21 protein-coding genes are annotated in these 16,213 nt (G+C 61.5%); 10 read left to right on the top strand and 11 right to left on the bottom strand.

Annotated elements, in window-relative coordinates; genetic code table 11:
* Positions 1-37 precede the first annotated feature (37 nt).
* Together YH62_RS14200 and YH62_RS14195 are read right to left on the bottom strand one after the other, a co-directional pair.
* The gene (locus YH62_RS14200) at positions 38-598 is read right to left on the bottom strand and encodes a type 1 glutamine amidotransferase domain-containing protein (protein WP_046794856.1); all 561 of its coding nucleotides are present in this window, start codon (positions 596-598) and stop codon (positions 38-40) included.
* A 48-nt stretch (positions 599-646) separates the two neighbouring features.
* Positions 647-844 carry a hypothetical protein gene (locus tag YH62_RS14195; RefSeq protein WP_046794855.1) on the bottom strand — a complete coding sequence of 66 codons (198 nt, stop codon included), beginning with the start codon at positions 842-844 and terminating at the stop codon, positions 647-649.
* A gap of 198 nt (positions 845-1,042) precedes the next feature.
* On the opposite strand from YH62_RS14195, the gene coxB reads away from it, so the two are divergent.
* The 5 genes from coxB to YH62_RS14170 are packed head-to-tail and all read left to right on the top strand — an operon-like array spanning position 1,043 to position 6,715.
* Positions 1,043-2,110, top strand: coding sequence for a cytochrome c oxidase subunit II (gene coxB / locus YH62_RS14190; RefSeq protein ID WP_082118344.1), 1,068 nt, complete (start codon positions 1,043-1,045; stop codon positions 2,108-2,110).
* Complete coding sequence (gene ctaD / locus YH62_RS14185; RefSeq protein WP_046794854.1) at positions 2,107-4,623, top strand: cytochrome c oxidase subunit I; 2,517 nt, start codon at positions 2,107-2,109, stop codon at positions 4,621-4,623. The genes coxB and ctaD overlap by 4 nt, the downstream gene beginning before the upstream one ends.
* 6 nt (positions 4,624-4,629) lie before the next feature.
* Positions 4,630-5,013, top strand: a complete 384-nt coding sequence (locus YH62_RS14180; RefSeq protein WP_046794853.1) for a hypothetical protein — start codon at positions 4,630-4,632, stop codon at positions 5,011-5,013.
* Positions 5,010-5,654 carry a cytochrome c oxidase assembly protein gene (locus YH62_RS14175; protein WP_046794852.1) on the top strand — a complete coding sequence of 215 codons (645 nt, stop codon included), beginning with the start codon at positions 5,010-5,012 and terminating at the stop codon, positions 5,652-5,654. The genes YH62_RS14180 and YH62_RS14175 overlap by 4 nt, the downstream gene beginning before the upstream one ends.
* Positions 5,651-6,715: a c-type cytochrome gene (locus YH62_RS14170; RefSeq protein ID WP_046794851.1), complete on the top strand. Its 1,065-nt coding sequence runs from the start codon at positions 5,651-5,653 to the stop codon at positions 6,713-6,715. The genes YH62_RS14175 and YH62_RS14170 overlap by 4 nt, the downstream gene beginning before the upstream one ends.
* Before the next feature lie 201 nt (positions 6,716-6,916).
* On the opposite strand, the gene YH62_RS14165 is transcribed toward YH62_RS14170, so the two are convergent.
* Entirely contained in the window at positions 6,917-7,198 is a 282-nt protein-coding gene (locus YH62_RS14165; RefSeq protein ID WP_046794850.1) for a hypothetical protein, read from the bottom strand.
* A 116-nt stretch (positions 7,199-7,314) separates the two neighbouring features.
* Between YH62_RS14165 and YH62_RS14160 the strand changes: the two genes are divergently transcribed.
* The 3 genes from YH62_RS14160 to glgX all read left to right on the top strand — a co-directional run bounded on the left by YH62_RS14160 (position 7,315) and on the right by glgX (position 9,966).
* Positions 7,315-7,608 (top strand): hypothetical protein, encoded by a 294-nt coding sequence (locus tag YH62_RS14160; protein WP_046794849.1) that lies wholly within the window; start codon positions 7,315-7,317, stop codon positions 7,606-7,608.
* Entirely contained in the window at positions 7,605-7,820 is a 216-nt protein-coding gene (locus YH62_RS30105; protein ID WP_137326640.1) for a hypothetical protein, read from the top strand. The genes YH62_RS14160 and YH62_RS30105 overlap by 4 nt, the downstream gene beginning before the upstream one ends.
* A gap of 67 nt (positions 7,821-7,887) precedes the next feature.
* On the top strand, positions 7,888-9,966 hold the full coding sequence (gene glgX / locus YH62_RS14155) for a glycogen debranching protein GlgX (RefSeq protein WP_046794848.1): 2,079 nt from the start codon (positions 7,888-7,890) through the stop codon (positions 9,964-9,966).
* A gap of 5 nt (positions 9,967-9,971) precedes the next feature.
* Here the strand turns inward: glgX and glgA are convergent, their stop codons facing one another.
* From glgA to YH62_RS14125, 6 genes are all read right to left on the bottom strand, one after another.
* The gene (gene glgA / locus YH62_RS14150; RefSeq protein WP_046795097.1) at positions 9,972-11,441 is read right to left on the bottom strand and encodes a glycogen synthase GlgA; all 1,470 of its coding nucleotides are present in this window, start codon (positions 11,439-11,441) and stop codon (positions 9,972-9,974) included.
* Positions 11,442-11,736: 295 nt separating this feature from the next.
* Positions 11,737-12,003 (bottom strand): DUF2934 domain-containing protein, encoded by a 267-nt coding sequence (locus YH62_RS14145; RefSeq protein WP_046794847.1) that lies wholly within the window; start codon positions 12,001-12,003, stop codon positions 11,737-11,739.
* Positions 12,004-12,347: 344 nt separating this feature from the next.
* Complete coding sequence (locus tag YH62_RS14140) at positions 12,348-12,845, bottom strand: ferritin-like domain-containing protein (RefSeq protein ID WP_046794846.1); 498 nt, start codon at positions 12,843-12,845, stop codon at positions 12,348-12,350.
* Positions 12,846-12,936: 91 nt separating this feature from the next.
* Positions 12,937-13,134, bottom strand: a complete 198-nt coding sequence (locus YH62_RS14135; RefSeq protein WP_046794845.1) for a hypothetical protein — start codon at positions 13,132-13,134, stop codon at positions 12,937-12,939.
* A gap of 22 nt (positions 13,135-13,156) precedes the next feature.
* Complete coding sequence (locus tag YH62_RS29105; protein WP_280950054.1) at positions 13,157-13,411, bottom strand: BON domain-containing protein; 255 nt, start codon at positions 13,409-13,411, stop codon at positions 13,157-13,159.
* Positions 13,412-13,639: 228 nt separating this feature from the next.
* On the bottom strand, positions 13,640-14,224 hold the full coding sequence (locus tag YH62_RS14125) for a cysteine hydrolase (protein ID WP_046795095.1): 585 nt from the start codon (positions 14,222-14,224) through the stop codon (positions 13,640-13,642).
* A gap of 136 nt (positions 14,225-14,360) precedes the next feature.
* Here YH62_RS14125 and YH62_RS14120 point away from each other — a divergent pair, with 136 nt between their 5' ends.
* Positions 14,361-14,693 carry a hypothetical protein gene (locus YH62_RS14120; protein WP_046794844.1) on the top strand — a complete coding sequence of 111 codons (333 nt, stop codon included), beginning with the start codon at positions 14,361-14,363 and terminating at the stop codon, positions 14,691-14,693.
* A 25-nt stretch (positions 14,694-14,718) separates the two neighbouring features.
* On the opposite strand, the gene YH62_RS14115 is transcribed toward YH62_RS14120, so the two are convergent.
* Together YH62_RS14115 and YH62_RS14110 are read right to left on the bottom strand one after the other, a co-directional pair.
* Positions 14,719-14,898: a hypothetical protein gene (locus tag YH62_RS14115; protein WP_137326639.1), complete on the bottom strand. Its 180-nt coding sequence runs from the start codon at positions 14,896-14,898 to the stop codon at positions 14,719-14,721.
* A 197-nt stretch (positions 14,899-15,095) separates the two neighbouring features.
* Complete coding sequence (locus YH62_RS14110) at positions 15,096-15,296, bottom strand: hypothetical protein (RefSeq protein WP_046794842.1); 201 nt, start codon at positions 15,294-15,296, stop codon at positions 15,096-15,098.
* Between the two features lie 111 nt (positions 15,297-15,407).
* On the opposite strand from YH62_RS14110, the gene YH62_RS14105 reads away from it, so the two are divergent.
* Positions 15,408-16,211, top strand: coding sequence for a Ku protein (locus YH62_RS14105; RefSeq protein WP_046794841.1), 804 nt, complete (start codon positions 15,408-15,410; stop codon positions 16,209-16,211).
* Positions 16,212-16,213: the final 2 nt, after the last annotated feature.

Raw genomic sequence — 16,213 nt, 5'->3', positions numbered from 1 at the left:
GCGGTTGTCGCCGAGCTCTGAGAGCGTAGCGTGGCGGTCACGCTGCCCGGCGATTGTGGCGGCCTTCCTGTACTTCCTCGACGATTTTCGCGACGAAGGCCGGCAAGTCCTTTGGTGAGCGGGAGGTGATGATGCCGTTGTCGGTGACCACTTCCTTGTCCTCCCATGTGGCGCCGGCATTGCGGACATCCGTGCGGATCGAATGATAGGAAGTGGCCTTGCGTCCACGCAACGCGTCCGCTTCGACGAGCAGCCAGGGCGCATGGCAGATGGCAGCCACCGGCTTGCCGCTCTTCACGAAATCGCGCACGACGCGCATTGCATCGTCGTTGGCGCGCAGAATGTCTGGATTGATCTGACCGCCCGGCAGGACGAGCGCGTCGAATTCCTCGGTCTCGACGTCCGCGGCTGCGAGATCGACGGGTACGGTGTCGCCCCAGTCCTTCTGGTCCCAGCTCTTGATTTCGCCGGTCTTGATCGAGGCGATCTTCACCTTGGCGCCGCGTTTTCGCAGTTCCTCCAGCGGCACGCGCAATTCAGAACGTTCGTAGCCGTCGGCTGCAAGGATGAGAATGGTTGCGGACTCGATGGCAGCCATCGCGAACTCCTTTCACATGAGATTTCGTGCTTGAGATTTCAGCCGCCGTCAGAGGCGGCCGGTCGACAAATCCCGCCCGTTGATGGAAGCCGGCACGCTGATCTCCTCGCGCGGTGCCTTCGGCAGCGGAAGCACGACGGCTTCCGGAACCACGACTTGCATCTCGCCGTTCTGCTGCTGCACGCATTTCTTTATCGAAGCCGCCCGAACGAATTTTTCCTTCAGCATGGCAATGAGGTTTCGCATGATCTCTCTCCCGTCGCGAAAATTGGGGTCAAACCCAACGCAGACGACTAACCCCTCCTAGCCGGAATCGTTCCAAATTTTTCTCCGCCGGTTACAGTTTGTTACCGCTCTGTTGGAACAAATTACGGAGAAGCGTGTTTTTGGCGGAATGTTTTTGCGGTTTGCAACCTCCAGCCCCGCTCGCCGAACATGTGCCGAATGAAAAATGACCGCTTGACCGGCAGCAAATGCCGGCCAATCCGATCGAAAGCCGGCTTCGGTGGAGGCGTTCCCTTCCGGGGCTTTCCGTTCTCCTGCGGCATTTTCCTCGGTCTCTCGTTCTTGCTTGCCTCCTGTTCCGGCGTGCAATCCACCCTCGATCCCGCGGGACCGGAGGCACGGGACATAGCAACGCTCTTCTTCACCATGCTTGTCGGTGCCGTGCTGATCTGGGTCACCGTCGTCGGCGCGCTCATCTATGCGGGACGTCTCAAGCGTGAAGCCCTTTCGGAGGCGGCGGCAGGACGGGTGATCCTTTGGTGCGGCGCGATCCTGCCCGTGCTCATTCTCGCAGCCCTTCTCTCCTATGCGGTATGGCTGATGCCGAACATCCGCCCCTGGTTTCAGGGAGAGGATGGCGGCATGCGGCGGATCGAGGTCACCGGCGAACAGTTCTGGTGGCGGGTGCGTTATTTCGGTTCGGATGGTGAGCTCGCCTTCGAGACGGCCAACGAGGTGCGGATGCCCGTCGGCGAGCCGGTGGTTTTCGAGGTGAAATCGCCGGACGTCATCCACTCCTTCTGGATTCCCGCGCTCGGCGGCAAGATGGACATGATCCCCGGGCGAACCAACCGGCTGATGCTGGAGGCATCGCGGCCCGGCACCTATCGCGGCGTCTGTGCCGAATTCTGCGGTCCCTCCCACGCCTTGATGGCCTTTTCCGTTCTGGTGCTCGAACCGGCCGAGTACGACACCTGGCTTTCGGCGCGCACGGCCGCTTCGGCAAATACCGGAGGGGACGGCCTTGCGCTGTTCCTGCGCCACGGCTGTGCCGCCTGCCATGCCATTTCCGGCACCGAGGCGAGAGGGACGATCGGTCCAGACCTGACCGCGTTCGGAGAACGGGCGACGGTCGGCGCGGGAACCCTTTCAAATACGCAGGAGCATATCGCGCGCTTCATCCGCTATCCCACCGAAATCAAACCGCAGGCGAGGATGCCCTCTTTCGGCATGCTGCCCGAGGACGACGTCGAGCGGATCGCCGCCTATCTGAAGGAGCTCAGATGAAGAGGGAGCTCGGCAATTTTTCACCGGAGGAGAGAGCGGCCCAGGAGGCGCGGCTGCGTGACGTGTGGGAAACGCCGAAAGGCATCCGCTACTGGACATCGGTGAACAACAGCCAGATCGGTCTCTGGTACGGCGTGACGGCCTTCATCTTCATGCTGTTTGCCGGCCTTCTCGCTCTCCTGATACGGCTGCAGCTCGTCGTGCCCAACAACGATCTCCTGACGGCGGATTTCTTCAACCAGGCGTTCACGCTGCATGGAACGGTGATGATGTTCCTCTTCGCGGTGCCGATCTTCGAGGCGATCGCGATCTTCCTCCTGCCGTCCATGCTCGGCGCACGGGAACTGCCGTTTCCGCGCCTTTCTGCCTTCGGTTACTGGAGTTTCCTCATCGGCGGCATCTTCGTCTGCGGCTCGATCTTCTTCAATTCGGCGCCGAATACCGGCTGGTTCATGTATCCGCCGCTTGCCACCGACAAGGAATTTTCCGGCATCGGTGCGGATATCTGGCTGCTCGGTCTATCCTTCATCGAAGTGGCGTCGATCGCGGCGGCCGTGGAGATCATCGTCGGCATCATGAAGTGCCGCGCGCCCGGCATGCGCGTCAACCTGATGCCGATGTTCGCCTGGTACCTGCTGATCGTCGCGGGCATGATCCTCTTCGCCTTTCCGCCGCTGATTGCCGGCGACATCCTCTTCGAGATGGAGCGGATGTTCGACTGGCCGTTCTTCGATGCGGAACGGGGAGGCGATCCGCTGCTCTGGCAGCACCTCTTCTGGATATTCGGCCATCCGGAAGTCTACATCATCTTCCTGCCGGCGATCGCGCTGATGGCGATGATCGTGCCGACCTTCGCGCAGCGCCCGATCGTCGGCTATTCGTGGATCGTGCTCGCCGCCGTGGGCACGGGGTTCTTAAGCTTCGGGCTCTGGGTCCACCACATGTTCACCACCGGACTGCCGCAGATATCGCTCGCCTTCTTTTCAGCGGCCTCCGAAGCCGTGGTCATCCCGACGGGCGTGCAGATCTTCGTCTTCATCGCCACCATGTTGGCGGGCCGGGTGATCTTCTCCGTGCCCATGCTCTTCGGGGCGGGCGGGATCATCATCTTCGTGATCGGCGGGCTGACGGGCGTCATGGTGGCGCTGGTGCCGTTCGACTGGCAGGCGCACGACACCTATTTCGTGGTCGCTCACCTGCATTACGTACTGATCGGCGGCATGCTGTTTCCGGTCGTCGCCGGGGTCTACTATTATTTCCCCTTCTTCACCGGCAAGAAGCTGAGCGACGCCTGGGGCAAGGTCGCCTTCTGGCTGATGTTCATCGGTTTCAACATCGGCTTCTTTCCTATGCACTTCTCCGGTCTGCGGGGCATGCCGCGCAGGGTCTTCACCTATCCGGAAGGGATCGGCTGGGACTGGTTCAATCTTATCTCGACCATCGGCGCCTTCATCTTCGCCACGGGTGTCGCGACCTTCGTCATCGATGTGGTGCGGCCGAGGCCGAAGCCCTCCGAAAGGAACCTCAATCTCTGGAATTCGGGAACGCTGGAATGGACCAACGATCCCGACGAGACCTGGGGTATGCGTTCCGTGCCGATCATCAACAGCCGTTATCCACTTTGGGACCAGCCCAACCTCCAAGAGGATATCGAAGCGGGCCGCTTCTACCTGCCGGATGCGAAATCGGGCTATCGCGAAACGCTGGTGACTTCGGTGCTCGACGCGAAGCCGATCCAGTGCCTGCGCGTCGGCGGCGTCTCCTATGTTACGATCATCGCCGCCCTGGCGCTCGGCGGCGTCTTCATCGCGCTCACCTTCCATTGGTGGATCACCACGATCGTCTGCGCGATCATCACCCTGATCGCTGTGCTCGTTTGGCTTTGGACAGGAACCGCGCCCATTCCCGAGGCGCCCGAGATGGACGTGGGGCTCGGCGAGAAGCTGCCGATCTATGTCTCGGGGCCGGCGTCCGTCGGCTGGTGGGCTATGTTCATCACGATGGTCGGTGACGGAACGGCCTTTGCGAGCCTGATCTTCGGCTACTTCTTCTACTGGACGATCCATGAGGACTTCACCGCCGGCATTGCGGGGCCGGGCGTCTTCTGGCCCATGGTCGCGCTGGTTCTCTTCCTGATCGCCTGGGGCGTGATGGTCGTTGCCCGTGAACTCAATGGCCGTGGCCGGATCGCAGCCGCACGGCTGGGCCTTGTGGCCGCCTTCGTGCTGACGGTCGCCGGTTCCGCGGCGGGTCTCGCCGGCCCCTATGTCCACGGCATGGAGCCGACCGCGCATGTCTATCCGGCGATCGTCTGGATCGTGGCCATCTGGACCGTCGCCCATGGCGCCGTCGGAGCGATCATGCAGCTCTACTGCCTCGCCCGCAGCCTGACGGGGCGGATGACGGCGGAATACGACCAGGACATCTGCAACGTCGTTCTCTATTGGCACTTCATGGCCGTCACCGCCGTTGTCACCTTCAGCGTGATCGGCCTTTTCCCATTGGCGAGGTGACCGGAGATGAAGAGCTTTATCCCGCGCGAGGTCGAAACTCTCTGGACATTGTTCACGGCGCCTGTCGTTTGGGCCGTGCACTTCCTGGTCTGTTACGTCGCCATGGCCATCTTCTGCGCCAAGGAAATGGCGGTCGAAATCTCGATCGACACGATGAGGATCGGTCTCGGCATCTTCACGCTGCTCGCGCTCGCGATGATCGTCATCGCGGCACTCCTTGCCTGGCGGCAATGGGGGTTCGGCTCGGACGATCCGCCACATGACGACCCGACCCGCGAGGACCGCAAGCTCTTTCAGGGATTTGCGACGCTACTCCTCTCGGGCCTCAGCTTCGTCGCGGTGATCTATGTGGCAATCCCGCTGATCTTCATCGCGGGGTGCCAGCAATGAAGACATTCTCCCTGCTCGCCGGTCTCATGTTTCTCACCGCGCTCTGGGGGCTTGTGCTGCCCTTGGCCGACCGCACGTCCTTCACCGTGCACATGGTCGTTCACATGGGTGTGGTGGCCGGCGGCGCGCCGCTTGTCGCCCTTGGCCTTTCCGGTAGCCGTTTCGACGTGACGGCAGGTCGGCACTGGATCACTCCGGTCCTCGCCTCGATAGTGGAGCTCTTTGCCGTATGGGGCTGGCATCTGCCGGCGCTGCGGGCGCTGTCGGAAAGCTCGATCATATTCACCGTTGTCGAGCAGGCTTCCTTCTTCGTCGCCGGCGTCGTCCTCTGGCTCTCCTGTCTCGGCGGGGCGGCAGTGGGCCGGGAGGAGCGGCGGCTTGCTGGCACTTTCGGCCTCATCTTCACCTCCATGCACATGACGCTGCTGGGAGCCTTGCTTTCCCTCTCTCCCCGGCCGCTTTACGGAACCGGGGAAGTCAGTTGTTTCGGCATTCCGCTTTCGGCCATCGCTGATCAGCAGGCGGGCGGCGTGGTGATGTTGCTGGTGGGCGCCATCGTCTATCTCGCTGGAGGCGTGGCCCTGCTGTCGCGCAGCCTGAACGCGGGCATCCCGAACGAGACCGGGAGTGCAGGGCGATGAGGATCAGCAGGAAGCATTTCATCGTCATCGTCATCCTGCTGCCGATCCTCGGCCTCATCGTCGGCTGGTCGGGCCTCGTCGGCGTGCGGGCGAGCACCGGCCATTGGGGCGTGACGGACTGGTTCCTGCATTGGGTGATGCGCAATTCGGTCAAAACGGCAGCCATCGGGGTGAAGGCGCCGCCGCTCACCGATCCCGCCTTGCTGCCTCCGGCCGCCGGTCACTACGAGGCGGGTTGCGCGATCTGCCATGGTTCGCCGGTGGCGGAGCGATCGCAGGCGGTCCTTTCCATGCTGCCCGTGCCGCCGGACCTGAGAATGGCCGTTCCGACCTGGAGCGACGAGCAGCTCTACGAGATCGTCAAGCATGGGGTGCGCTTCACCGGCATGCCGGGTTGGCCGGCTGAGAGCCGTGACGACGAGGTCTGGGCAATGGTCGCTTTCCTGCGCAAGCTGCCCGAACTCGACATGGAAGGCTATCAGCGGCTGGCGGGCTTCAGCCGCCCCGTCTTCACCAATGCCTTTTCGGAGACGCTCGCGACTTGCGAGGCCTGCCACGCGGAAAGCCGCCTTGAGGGAGGAAGCCTCATCCCGAGCCTTTCCGGCCAATCGGAGCCCTATCTCCTGGAAAGCCTGCGGGGCTATGTCGAGGGCAAGCGGGCAAGCGGCATCATGGAAGTGGCCGCCGGCTCGCTGCATGACGACGTGCTGCAGGAGCTCGCGAAGCATTACGCCGGGCAGGAAAGGCCCGAGCGGCTACCCGCATCGGCGGAAGAGGAACTTGTCGAGCGCGGGCGCGCGCTTGCGGTGAGGGGAAGGGCTGAGGATAAGATTCCCGCCTGCCTCACCTGTCATGAGCGGGCGGGCGGCAATCCAACCTATCCGCGGCTTTCGGGGCAGAGCGCCCGCTATATCGAAAATCAGCTCCGCCTTTTCCGGCAAGGCATTCGCGGCGGCACGCGCTACAGCCACCTCATGACCGAGGCGGCGAAGAATATGGATGATGGGGATATCGAGGCGCTCGCGGCCTATTTTTCCCGCCGTGAGCTGCAGGCGGAGTAGACGCACGAAGGGTGCGTCACGTGCGAGCCGGCCTCAGACCGGCACGATCATCAGATAACATGCCGCCACCACAAGGATGAAACTTGCGGCCTCCACCCATTCTCTGACCATAGATGCCTCCATCGCTCCTATAGGCGGAGAACGAAGCAGTACCCCATGCGGTTCCACCAAATCGCCATAATGGTGGCAAGTTCGTCACAATTATGAACGGCGGTCCGCAAGTCGGTCCGCAGCTGCCCGTGCGCGGGCAGCTTCCAGGATCGCGCGGACCTCTCTTGCGCCGGAATTTTCGATGGCGAAGCCGTCTTCCGGCATCACGCCGGGATCTTCCTCGTTGTCCTTGAAGGTCGCGTCGTCCCGCAGCCTCTGCAGGAAGGCGGTGATGGTAACCTCCCCACCGATCATTGCCGCGAGCAGGTCGATCATCAGCTCGCGATGGGCGTTCAGCCGGCCCTCCAATTCCTGCGCGGTCATCGCGGTCATTTATTGCCTCCTCTCGGGTTCTAGGTCTTCCCTCTTTCCAGATAGGGGAGTGTCCCCCAGAGGGAACAATGGCAGCGACCGAAAGTTAATCCGATGACAGATTTGGAGGAACGCCCATGGCAGAACTTGCCGGATCGGGATCGGGATCGGGCAGGGGCGGTCACGATATCAGGGATCGGCTGATCCTTGCTCTCTATGCCCAGCTCAAGGCCGAACGTCAGACGCGCGAAGCGCTGGAATATGTCATCCGCAACGGCGCCCTCTCGCCGGAAGTGCTTCAGGCGGTTGCGAGCGATCCGGTGCCGGTTGCCGCGGCGGCAGACGTTGCGGCGATCGAGAAGGTCATCGCGCTTGACGCGCATCGCCGTCATAAGGACGACGGGCAGAACAACGGAGACAAGAAGAAATGAGACCTGCCATAGCGGCCCTTACGGCCGGGCTGTTTCTTGCCGCTTGCAGCGACAGTTCCAACGACAACCAGGCGGACCCGATGGACAACACGTCTCCGGAGCAATCGGGCCAGACCGGCAATACGGCGCCGGCCGACCAGGACCCGACGCCTCAGACGGGAACCGGCGGGCAAAGCCCGGCCACATCACCATCGGGAACAACCCAGCGATAGCCAAATCCCGTCAGGGAACGAAATGCCGTGCCGCGCAATTAATACGCGTCTGTCCTAAAGGTGCGGCATGGATACGAAATCAACCCAGTTTATCGTTGAGCGGGGCTCGTGGAACCAGCTCGGCGCCAATTTCGACGGCGAAGGCGTCAACTTCGCAATCTTTTCCGCCCATGCCGAACGCGTCGAGCTTTGTCTCTTCGACAGCAGCGGCAGAATAGAAACGGCCCGCCTCGAGCTTCCGGAGTATACGAACGAAGTCTGGCACGGCTATATTCCAGGCCTCAAGCCCGGTGCGCTTTACGGCTACCGGGTCCACGGACCTTATGAGCCGGAAAACGGCCACCGTTTCAATCCCAACAAGCTGCTGGTCGATCCCTATGCACGGGAGCTCGTCGGCGACATCCAATGGAACGCGGCGCATTTCGGCTACGATCTCCAGCACAAAAAGAAGGACCTCAGCTTCAACAAACGCGACAGCGCGCCCTTCATGCCGAAATGCCGGGTGATCGATCCGAACGCTTTCGATTGGCAGGATCACGAGAGGCCGAATATCCCCTGGCCTGCTGTGATCGTCTACGAGACGCACGTGAAGGGCTTCACGCAGCTCAATCCGGCGATCCCGGAGGCGTTGCGCGGCACTTTCGAGGGCATGGGGCACAAGGCATCGGTCGATTACATCAGGAGCCTCGGCATCACCTCGGTCGAGCTGATGCCGGTGCATTATTTCCCCGACGACCAGCACTTGCTGGACAAGGGGCTCAGGAATTACTGGGGCTACAATACGCTCGGTTTCTTCGCACTGGCTCCCCGCTACTACGGGCCCGAGGGCATCCAGGGTTTCCGGAGAATGGTGCGCGCCTTCCACGACGCAGGCATCGAGGTGATCCTCGACGTGGTCTACAATCATACCGCCGAAGGCAACGAATTCGGCCCGACACTTTCGTTCAAGGGCATCGACAATTTCTCCTACTACCGGACGATGCCGAACCAGCACCGCTACTACATCAACGACACGGGTACCGGGAATACCGTCAATACCTCGCATCCGCGGGTGCTCCAGCTCGTCATGGATTCGCTGCGCTACTGGGTCGAGTACATGCATGTCGATGGTTTCCGCTTCGATCTCGGCACCATCCTCGGTCGCGAGCCGGAGGGTTTCGACCAGCGCGGCGGCTTCTTCGATGCGATGACGCAGGACCCGGTGCTCTCGACGGTCAAGCTGATCGGCGAACCCTGGGATATTGGCCCCGGCGGCTATCAGGTCGGCGGCTTTCCGCCGGGCTGGGCGGAATGGAACGATAAATATCGCGATACCGTGCGCGACTATTGGAAAAGCACCAATGTCTCCAATGATTTCGCCGCACGCCTGCTCGGTTCCGGCGATCTTTACGATCAGCGCGGCCGCAGGCCCTGGGCGAGCGTCAATTTCATCGCCGCCCATGACGGCTTCACGCTGAACGACCTCGTCTCCTACAACGACAAGCACAACGAGGCGAACGGGGAGGGCAACAAGGACGGCCATAACGACAACCGAAGCTACAATTACGGGGCGGAAGGTCCGACCGACGACGAAGGCATCAACGCGATCCGCGAGCGCCAGAAGCGCAATTTCCTTGCGACGCTGTTCTTCTCGCACGGCACGCCGATGCTGCTTGCTGGCGACGAGTTCGGCCGCAGCCAGATGGGCAACAACAACGGCTACTGCCAGGATAGCGAGCTTTCCTGGGTGCATTGGGAGAACCTGCCCGAGACCTGCGAGGAGCTTCGCGAATTTACCCGCCACCTCATCAAGCTTCGCCAGGAGCAGCCCCTGCTTCGCCGCGAGAACTGGCGCGACGGCATGGAGGTGAACTGGTTCAATGCCGGGGGCGGCGAACAGAAGCCGGAGCACTGGGATGACGGCACGACGCTCGGCCTTCATCTGTCCCGCGCTGATCTCGAAGGCCAGGACGGTGTCTGGTCGGATGTGCTGCTGCTCTTCAACCCGTTCGAAGGCAACGTGCCTTTCCGCATTCCGCAATTCGGCAAGGAAGGCTGGGTGCTGGAGCTCACAACTTCCGATCTATCGAGACACGGCGAGAGGATCGTCATGGAGAAGGATTTCGAACTCGAAGGCCGCAGCCTCGCGCTCTTCCGAAGGCCTTAGCCGCGTCAATGCGTGATGCGGATCTGGCCGATCGTGATCGCGGAGCGGCGCGTGAGATTGGCGTAGATCGCCGCATATTGCAGGGCGCTGCGCTCCCACGAGAATTTCGTCTTCATGCCCTGGTTCTGAAGGCGTGCCCAGTTCTTGCGATCGGCATAGGCATGCGCCGCCCGGCGTAGCGCAAGCCGCAGCCCGCCTGTGTTGACCGGATGGAATTGGAAGCCTGTCGCCACCCGCGCCGACATTGCGGCATCGTTGGCATCGATGATGGTTTCCGAAAGGCCGCCGGTGCGGGAAACCACGGGCACACAGCCATAGCGCAGCGCATAGAGCTGCGTCAGACCGCAGGGCTCGAAGCGGGAGGGTTGGATTATGGCGTCCGAGCCGCCCTGGATCAGGTGGGCCATCGGCTCGTCGTAGCCGATGCGGACGGCCATCCGGCCGGGATAGCGCGCGGCCGTCGCCAGAAGATGATCTTCCACGTGGTGGTCGCCCTGGCCGAACACGACGAGCCTGCCGCCATTCCAGATGATTTCATCGGCCGCGTCGGCGAGCATGTCCATGCCCTTCTGCCAGGTGAGACGGCTGACGGCCGAGAAAACGGGACCGTCGGTGGGGTCGAGCCCCAGTGTTTCCATGAGCACGGCGCGGTTCTGGCGTTTCCGGCGCAGGCAGTTGATGTCGTATTTGTGCGGCAGATAGGGGTCCGTCGCGGGGTCCCATATGTCGAGATCGATGCCATTGACGATGCCGCGCAGCACCGCGACCCGTTGGCTCAGGACGCCATCCATACCCATGCCGAAACGGGGGGTGAGGATTTCGCGCGCATAGGTGGGGCTGACGGTGGTTATCGCGTCGGCCGTCTGGAGCCCGCCCTTGAGGAAGCTGATGTCTCGGAAATATTCCATGCAATCGACGGAGTAGGCTCTTGGCGGCAGGCGAAGCGGTCCGAGCAGATAGGCCGGAAACTGTCCCTGGAAGGCGATGTTGTGGATGGTGATCACCACCGGCGTGGAGCAGCCCATTTCGCGCATGTAGACGGAGGTAAGTGCGGACTGCCAGTCATGCGTGTGGACAAGGTCCGGCTGCCAGCCGGGCAAGGCCCCATGGGCTATTTCCGCCGCGGCGAGCGAGAGAGCGCCGAAGCGTCTCCAGTTGTCGGGATGATCGATCCCGTGCTCGTCTACGTACGGACCGCCGGGACGATCATAGAGCGTTGGTGCGTCGAGGATGAAAAGGTTGAGATCATCGATCCTGGTGTGAAGCAGCGAAGCCCTTTCACCGAGGAGATCCTCGAAAACCATGAGCGGCAAGGCGTTCTTCAACTGCTTCATGACGCGCGGATAGCCGGGTACCAGCGATGTCGTTTCCACCCCGTAGGGCTTTAGCGCCTTCGGGAGAGAGCCCGTAACGTCGGCGAGGCCGCCGGTCTTCACCAGGGGAAAGATCTCCGAGGTCACGGACAGGATCTTCATCCGAGGAGCTTCCATCGGGTGATCGACGAAAGCCGCTCCACGATCCGCCAAGTCGTGCCGTTCGTCGTGCATGTTGGCTGGAAAGGGAACGCTCGTCATGCCTGCCTCCGTGCTTGATCTTCATTGATCCAAACATTGGGAACACGCCCGGCGTTCCCTTTCGGGACAGAATTTGAAGGATACGTGCGTTCAGATGCCATGGCGGTTTCCAGCGTAAGAGATCACGCCCGCGGCAACGGTGCTTGCCGCAGTAGAACGACATCGGAATATGGTCGTGATCCGGCCTCGCCGGGCGTCACTGTTCCAGCGAAACTTTCTTCGCGCGCTTCTTGGCTGGCGCCTTCAGGGGGACTGACTTGACGGCAGGTTCCGAAGAAGCGGTCAGTTCGGAAATTTCACTGCGTTTGCGGCGGACCGTTGCCGGTTTGGCCGGCGCGGAAACAAGGGTGGCATATTCGAGTTTTGCCCTCTCCCAATGTTCCCTGTCCTTGCCGGAAGGATATCCTTCCGCTTCCCACAAAGCATAAGCCCGTTTCCTGATCCAGTCTTCCTCGGCTTCCATATTTCGTCTCCATTCGCCCAATCCCGAACGTCGCGGGAATGAAAAAGTTCCGGGTATGGAAAATGAAAATCTCTGCTCGCGTGACCGCAGATTGGAATGCGAAAATCTGCCCGGTTACGGAGCATTTCAACGGCCGGAAAAGTTACTCGGCCGGGCAAAAGCATTCCTATCGAAAGGTACTGCGATCCAGTCTCGGACGCAACCGGCCGGGCCTATATTATCGATGGCGTGAAGCTACGTTTCCTGGCGCCGTCGAACGTTTCCGCTATCAGGGAGCCGGTGGTTTCATTAGGGAAAAAATAGGTAGGAGGGGGCGCCATCGGCGCCCCGATTTCTGATGTCTGTCAGGCTGCCTTCTGGGCGGCGGAATTCAGAGCAGCTTCGGCAAGGCCTGTAAGTGCCTCGTCGGTTTTGGTCTCTTCGGCAAGCGTCGCCTCCAGAAGGCTCACGGCGTCCTTCAGCCCGAGCTGCTTGGCCCATGCGCGCAGCGTGCCGTAACGGCTGATTTCATAATGCTCGACGGCCTGGGCGGCTGCCAGAAGGCCGGCGTCGAGAGCCGGCGTTCCCTTGAATTCGTCAAGGATGTCCTCGCCTTCCTCGATGATGCCGTCGATCGCCGGGCAAGTTTTGGCGCGGGCACGCTTGCCGATGATCTCGAAAACCTGGTTCAGGCGCTCGATCTGGCCTTCGGTTTCTTCCTTGTGCTTTTCGAACGCAGCTTTCAGCTTCTCGCTCCGGGCGCCGCGCGCCATTTTCGGCAGGGCCTTCACGATCTTGCGCTCGGCGTAATAGATGTCCTTGAGGGTCTCGTAGAAAAGATCATCGAGGGTCTTGGTGGCCATTGTCTCTCTCCTTGTTCGGGGTGTTTCGTGGCGAGGGTTCGCGAGGCATCTAACCAGCGGAGGGCTGGAAGGTTCCTGATAGTAGATCCGCTCAACGCGGATGGGTGGACTGATGAGTGGAAGGCTCGCGGCCACCCGGCGGCTTATCGTAAAGATGTTCCACGGCGTCTTCCTGCCGGTGCTGCTCGCCGCGGCTCAGCCGGCGACGATGCATGATGCCGTAGAAGATGGCGGCGCCGAGCAGGATCGGGCCGATCGCCACGGCGAAGAACCAGAGATTGTCGGCCATCGCTTTCTCCTTTCACTTGCGCCTAATGCCGTTCCGGCATGATGCGCAGGTTGTTGAGGCAATCCGACACGCCGTGCACGTCAAGCGCACAGTCCTCGGCCCGGCGCTTGTCGGCCCGGCTCGCGACATGGCCCTGAAGCGTAACCACTCCGTCTTTCACGGATACGGCAATATCCGTCGGGTCGATGAAGGGGTCCTGGGTCAGCCGTTCGTTCACGTCCTCCTCGATGCGGCTGTCGGCGCGCCGGTATCCTTTCGGTCCCTTGCCGCGATGCACCTGCTGTTGAGGATTGTCGGCGAAGATGTTCGCCTCGCCCGGAAGGTATCCGCTCGGGCGGCTTTCAGCCGGCCCTTCCCAACGGGGCCACTGAGAGGTTTCGCCGGGGCGGCCGGACTTCGGTTGCTCGTCTTTCATCGAGGGACACCTCCTTGTCTTCTGGGGACTTTCCCTTTCCAAAGACAACCGGTGGCCGCGCCAAAGGTTCCGCCAAGGATATCCAGCCGCTTAGCGCCACCAGTCGATGACCTCGGCTGCGCTTGACAGGCGCAGTTGCGTCGAGAAGCGGTTGGCGTAAAGCTCGAGCGAGGCGTCATGCGTCTCATCCGATGCGCTGCAGATCGCGTCCTGGACGAGGATGATCGCATAGCCGAGGTCGACGGCACCCAGCACGGCCGCGAGCACGCAGACGTCTGTTTCGCCCCCGGATATCACCAGCGTCGTCACCTCGTGCTGTTGCAGGAAGGAATGCAGGCGGCCGTCCAGCCAGGGCGAGTAGATCGGCTTGTCGAGGACCACGGCGGGAGGCGCCAGCGCCCGAAGCTCGGGGAGAATGTCGACCACCGCATCTCCCAGAACCTCGCGGGTCATCATCGGCCATTTCAGGTAGTAGTTCCGCCATGTGCCGCGCGCTTCGGACGGCTCGCGCACGGGTACGAAACGGGTGAATATGGTCTCGCTCGGGTGGGCTTGCGAAATCGCCGCCACCGGCTCGCGTACGCGCTGCATCCACGGCACGTTCCAGGGCGTATCCTCAGCGAACATGCGCTGCATGTCGACACAGAGATGGCGGCAGTGCCTTGGGTCTTCCATGAAAATCCCGATCGACCGGTTTGAAAGGAGGTCTGAAGAAACGGGCACGGCCTTGCGAGGTTCCCGACACGTTCTCGGGGGAACCGGCGGGCGGGGCGAACGTTTGCCCCGCAAGGCAATTCCGGGAGAGATACCGATGCAGGAAGTTTTGAAGGTCTATCGGCTCGTGCCGATCGCTGCCGCGGACGATCCGAATTGGCAGAATTCCCCCTCGCAGGGAGAGGTCGTGGTACGGGCGAGAACGCCCGGCGATGCGCGGCTCGTCGCCAGCCAGGCGGAACTCGATTTCACCGATATCGATGCTTCTCCCGCCGAAGGCAATTCGACCGAGATGGCGAGCACCTTCCGCAATGAAAAGCTCTACACGGTGATAGAAGACGACAGCGGCAGGTTCAGTCCGGAAGGTCCGCGAGGGATTGTCGCTGGCAAGGTGAAGGTGGACAATATCATCTCGACCCAGCTCGATTAGGAACTGGAGGTGGAGCGAGGCTCGCTCAGTCGGGCCGCTCAGCCAGCTTGTCGTTGAGGGCTTTCTGCAGCTCGAGGGCAAGCTGCAACAGGCGATCGGGGACCGGTTCCTTCTGTATCTCCATCAGGAGTACGGAAACCTCGCGGCTCACTCGACGACCCAATTTCAATTCCGTCTCCGAGACTGGAGCGATCTTTTTCGTCATCCCGACCTCTGAAGCGTCCAAACCGGCACATCAATGCCGATAGTTACTCCGCTTATCGAACTTTACACCAGTCCTCCATACACCAACATCATAAGTTTCGGAAATTCCCCGAAAAAGTAAATGGAACACATCCAGCGACCTGGCCGGCGACCTGGCTTGCAGGCGCTGTCCACGAGGGTAGAAATGGGTATGGGCGCTCAACGACGCGGCGGTTTCGGAGTTCCGGAAGGTATCGAGGTCACGGTTGTCGAGATCGGATCACTCGCCGGAAAGGTGTCTTCGAGACCTTCTTCGAGCTGTTCTTCCAGCTCGCTGGCCTCCTGGCGTTCGCGCGCGGAGCGTTGGACGGTTCTCTTATCCACATCCTTTTCTGGTTTAGGGGCGCCTTTGTTGTTCATGGTTTTACCCTCCTGTCTTTGTTCCGCCCAAACGGTTGCGGCAATAGTTTGTTCCGGAACTTCCGGGCGGCGATGACGTTTGCCTTGCGGTCGAGGCAAGGAATTCTCCCGATGGCGCCGCGTGTTTTCTGGAAAGGCTATCTCAAACTGTCCCTGGTTACCTGCAGGGTCACCATGACGCCGGCGGTCTCCGAAAGCGCCAAGGTGCGCTTCCACAACCTCAACCGCAAAACCCATAACCGCGTGCTCAGCCAGTATGTCGATGCTGAGACGGGGGAAGCGGTGGAGGACGACGACCAGGTGAAGGGATACCCCAAGGGCGAGGATGAATATGTGCTCTTCGAGGACGAGGAGATCGAGGATGTCGGCCTTGAAAGCACCCGCACCATCGACATCGAGACTTTCGTGCCCACCGCGTCGATCGGCTGGCTTTGGTACGACCGGCCGCATTATCTCGCCCCTGACGACGAGGTGAGCGCCGAAGCCTTCGCAGTCATCCGGGAAGCCATGGCGAAGACCCGCACGGCCGGCATCGCACGGCTCGTCATGTACCGCCGCGAGCGGGCGGTGATGCTCGTGCCGAAGGACCGGGGGATCGTCGTCTGGACGCTCCGCTACGGTGACGAGGTGCGCGATCCGGAGCCCTATTTCGAGAATGCGAGAGATGCGAAACCGGATGCCAAGCACCTGACGATGATGAAGAAGCTCATCGAGGAGCGGACGGAATCCTGGGAACCTTCCCTGGCGGATGATCCGGTCCAGGAGCGGCTGCTCGACATCATTTCCGAGCGCAAGAAAGGCAAGAAGACGAAGAAGCGCGCCGAGCAGCCGGCGGAGGAGCGCCCCAGCAATGTCATCGACATCATGAGCGCGCTCAAGAAGAGCCTTGCCGCCGAGCGCTCTTCCCGCAAATAGGG

This window comes from Rhizobium sp. LC145 (assembly GCF_001005825.1).
In the GTDB taxonomy this organism is placed as follows: Bacteria; Pseudomonadota; Alphaproteobacteria; order Rhizobiales; family Rhizobiaceae; genus Neorhizobium.
The sequence above is the reverse complement of the archived record's forward strand: the minus strand, read 5'-3'. Positions and strand labels throughout refer to the sequence as shown.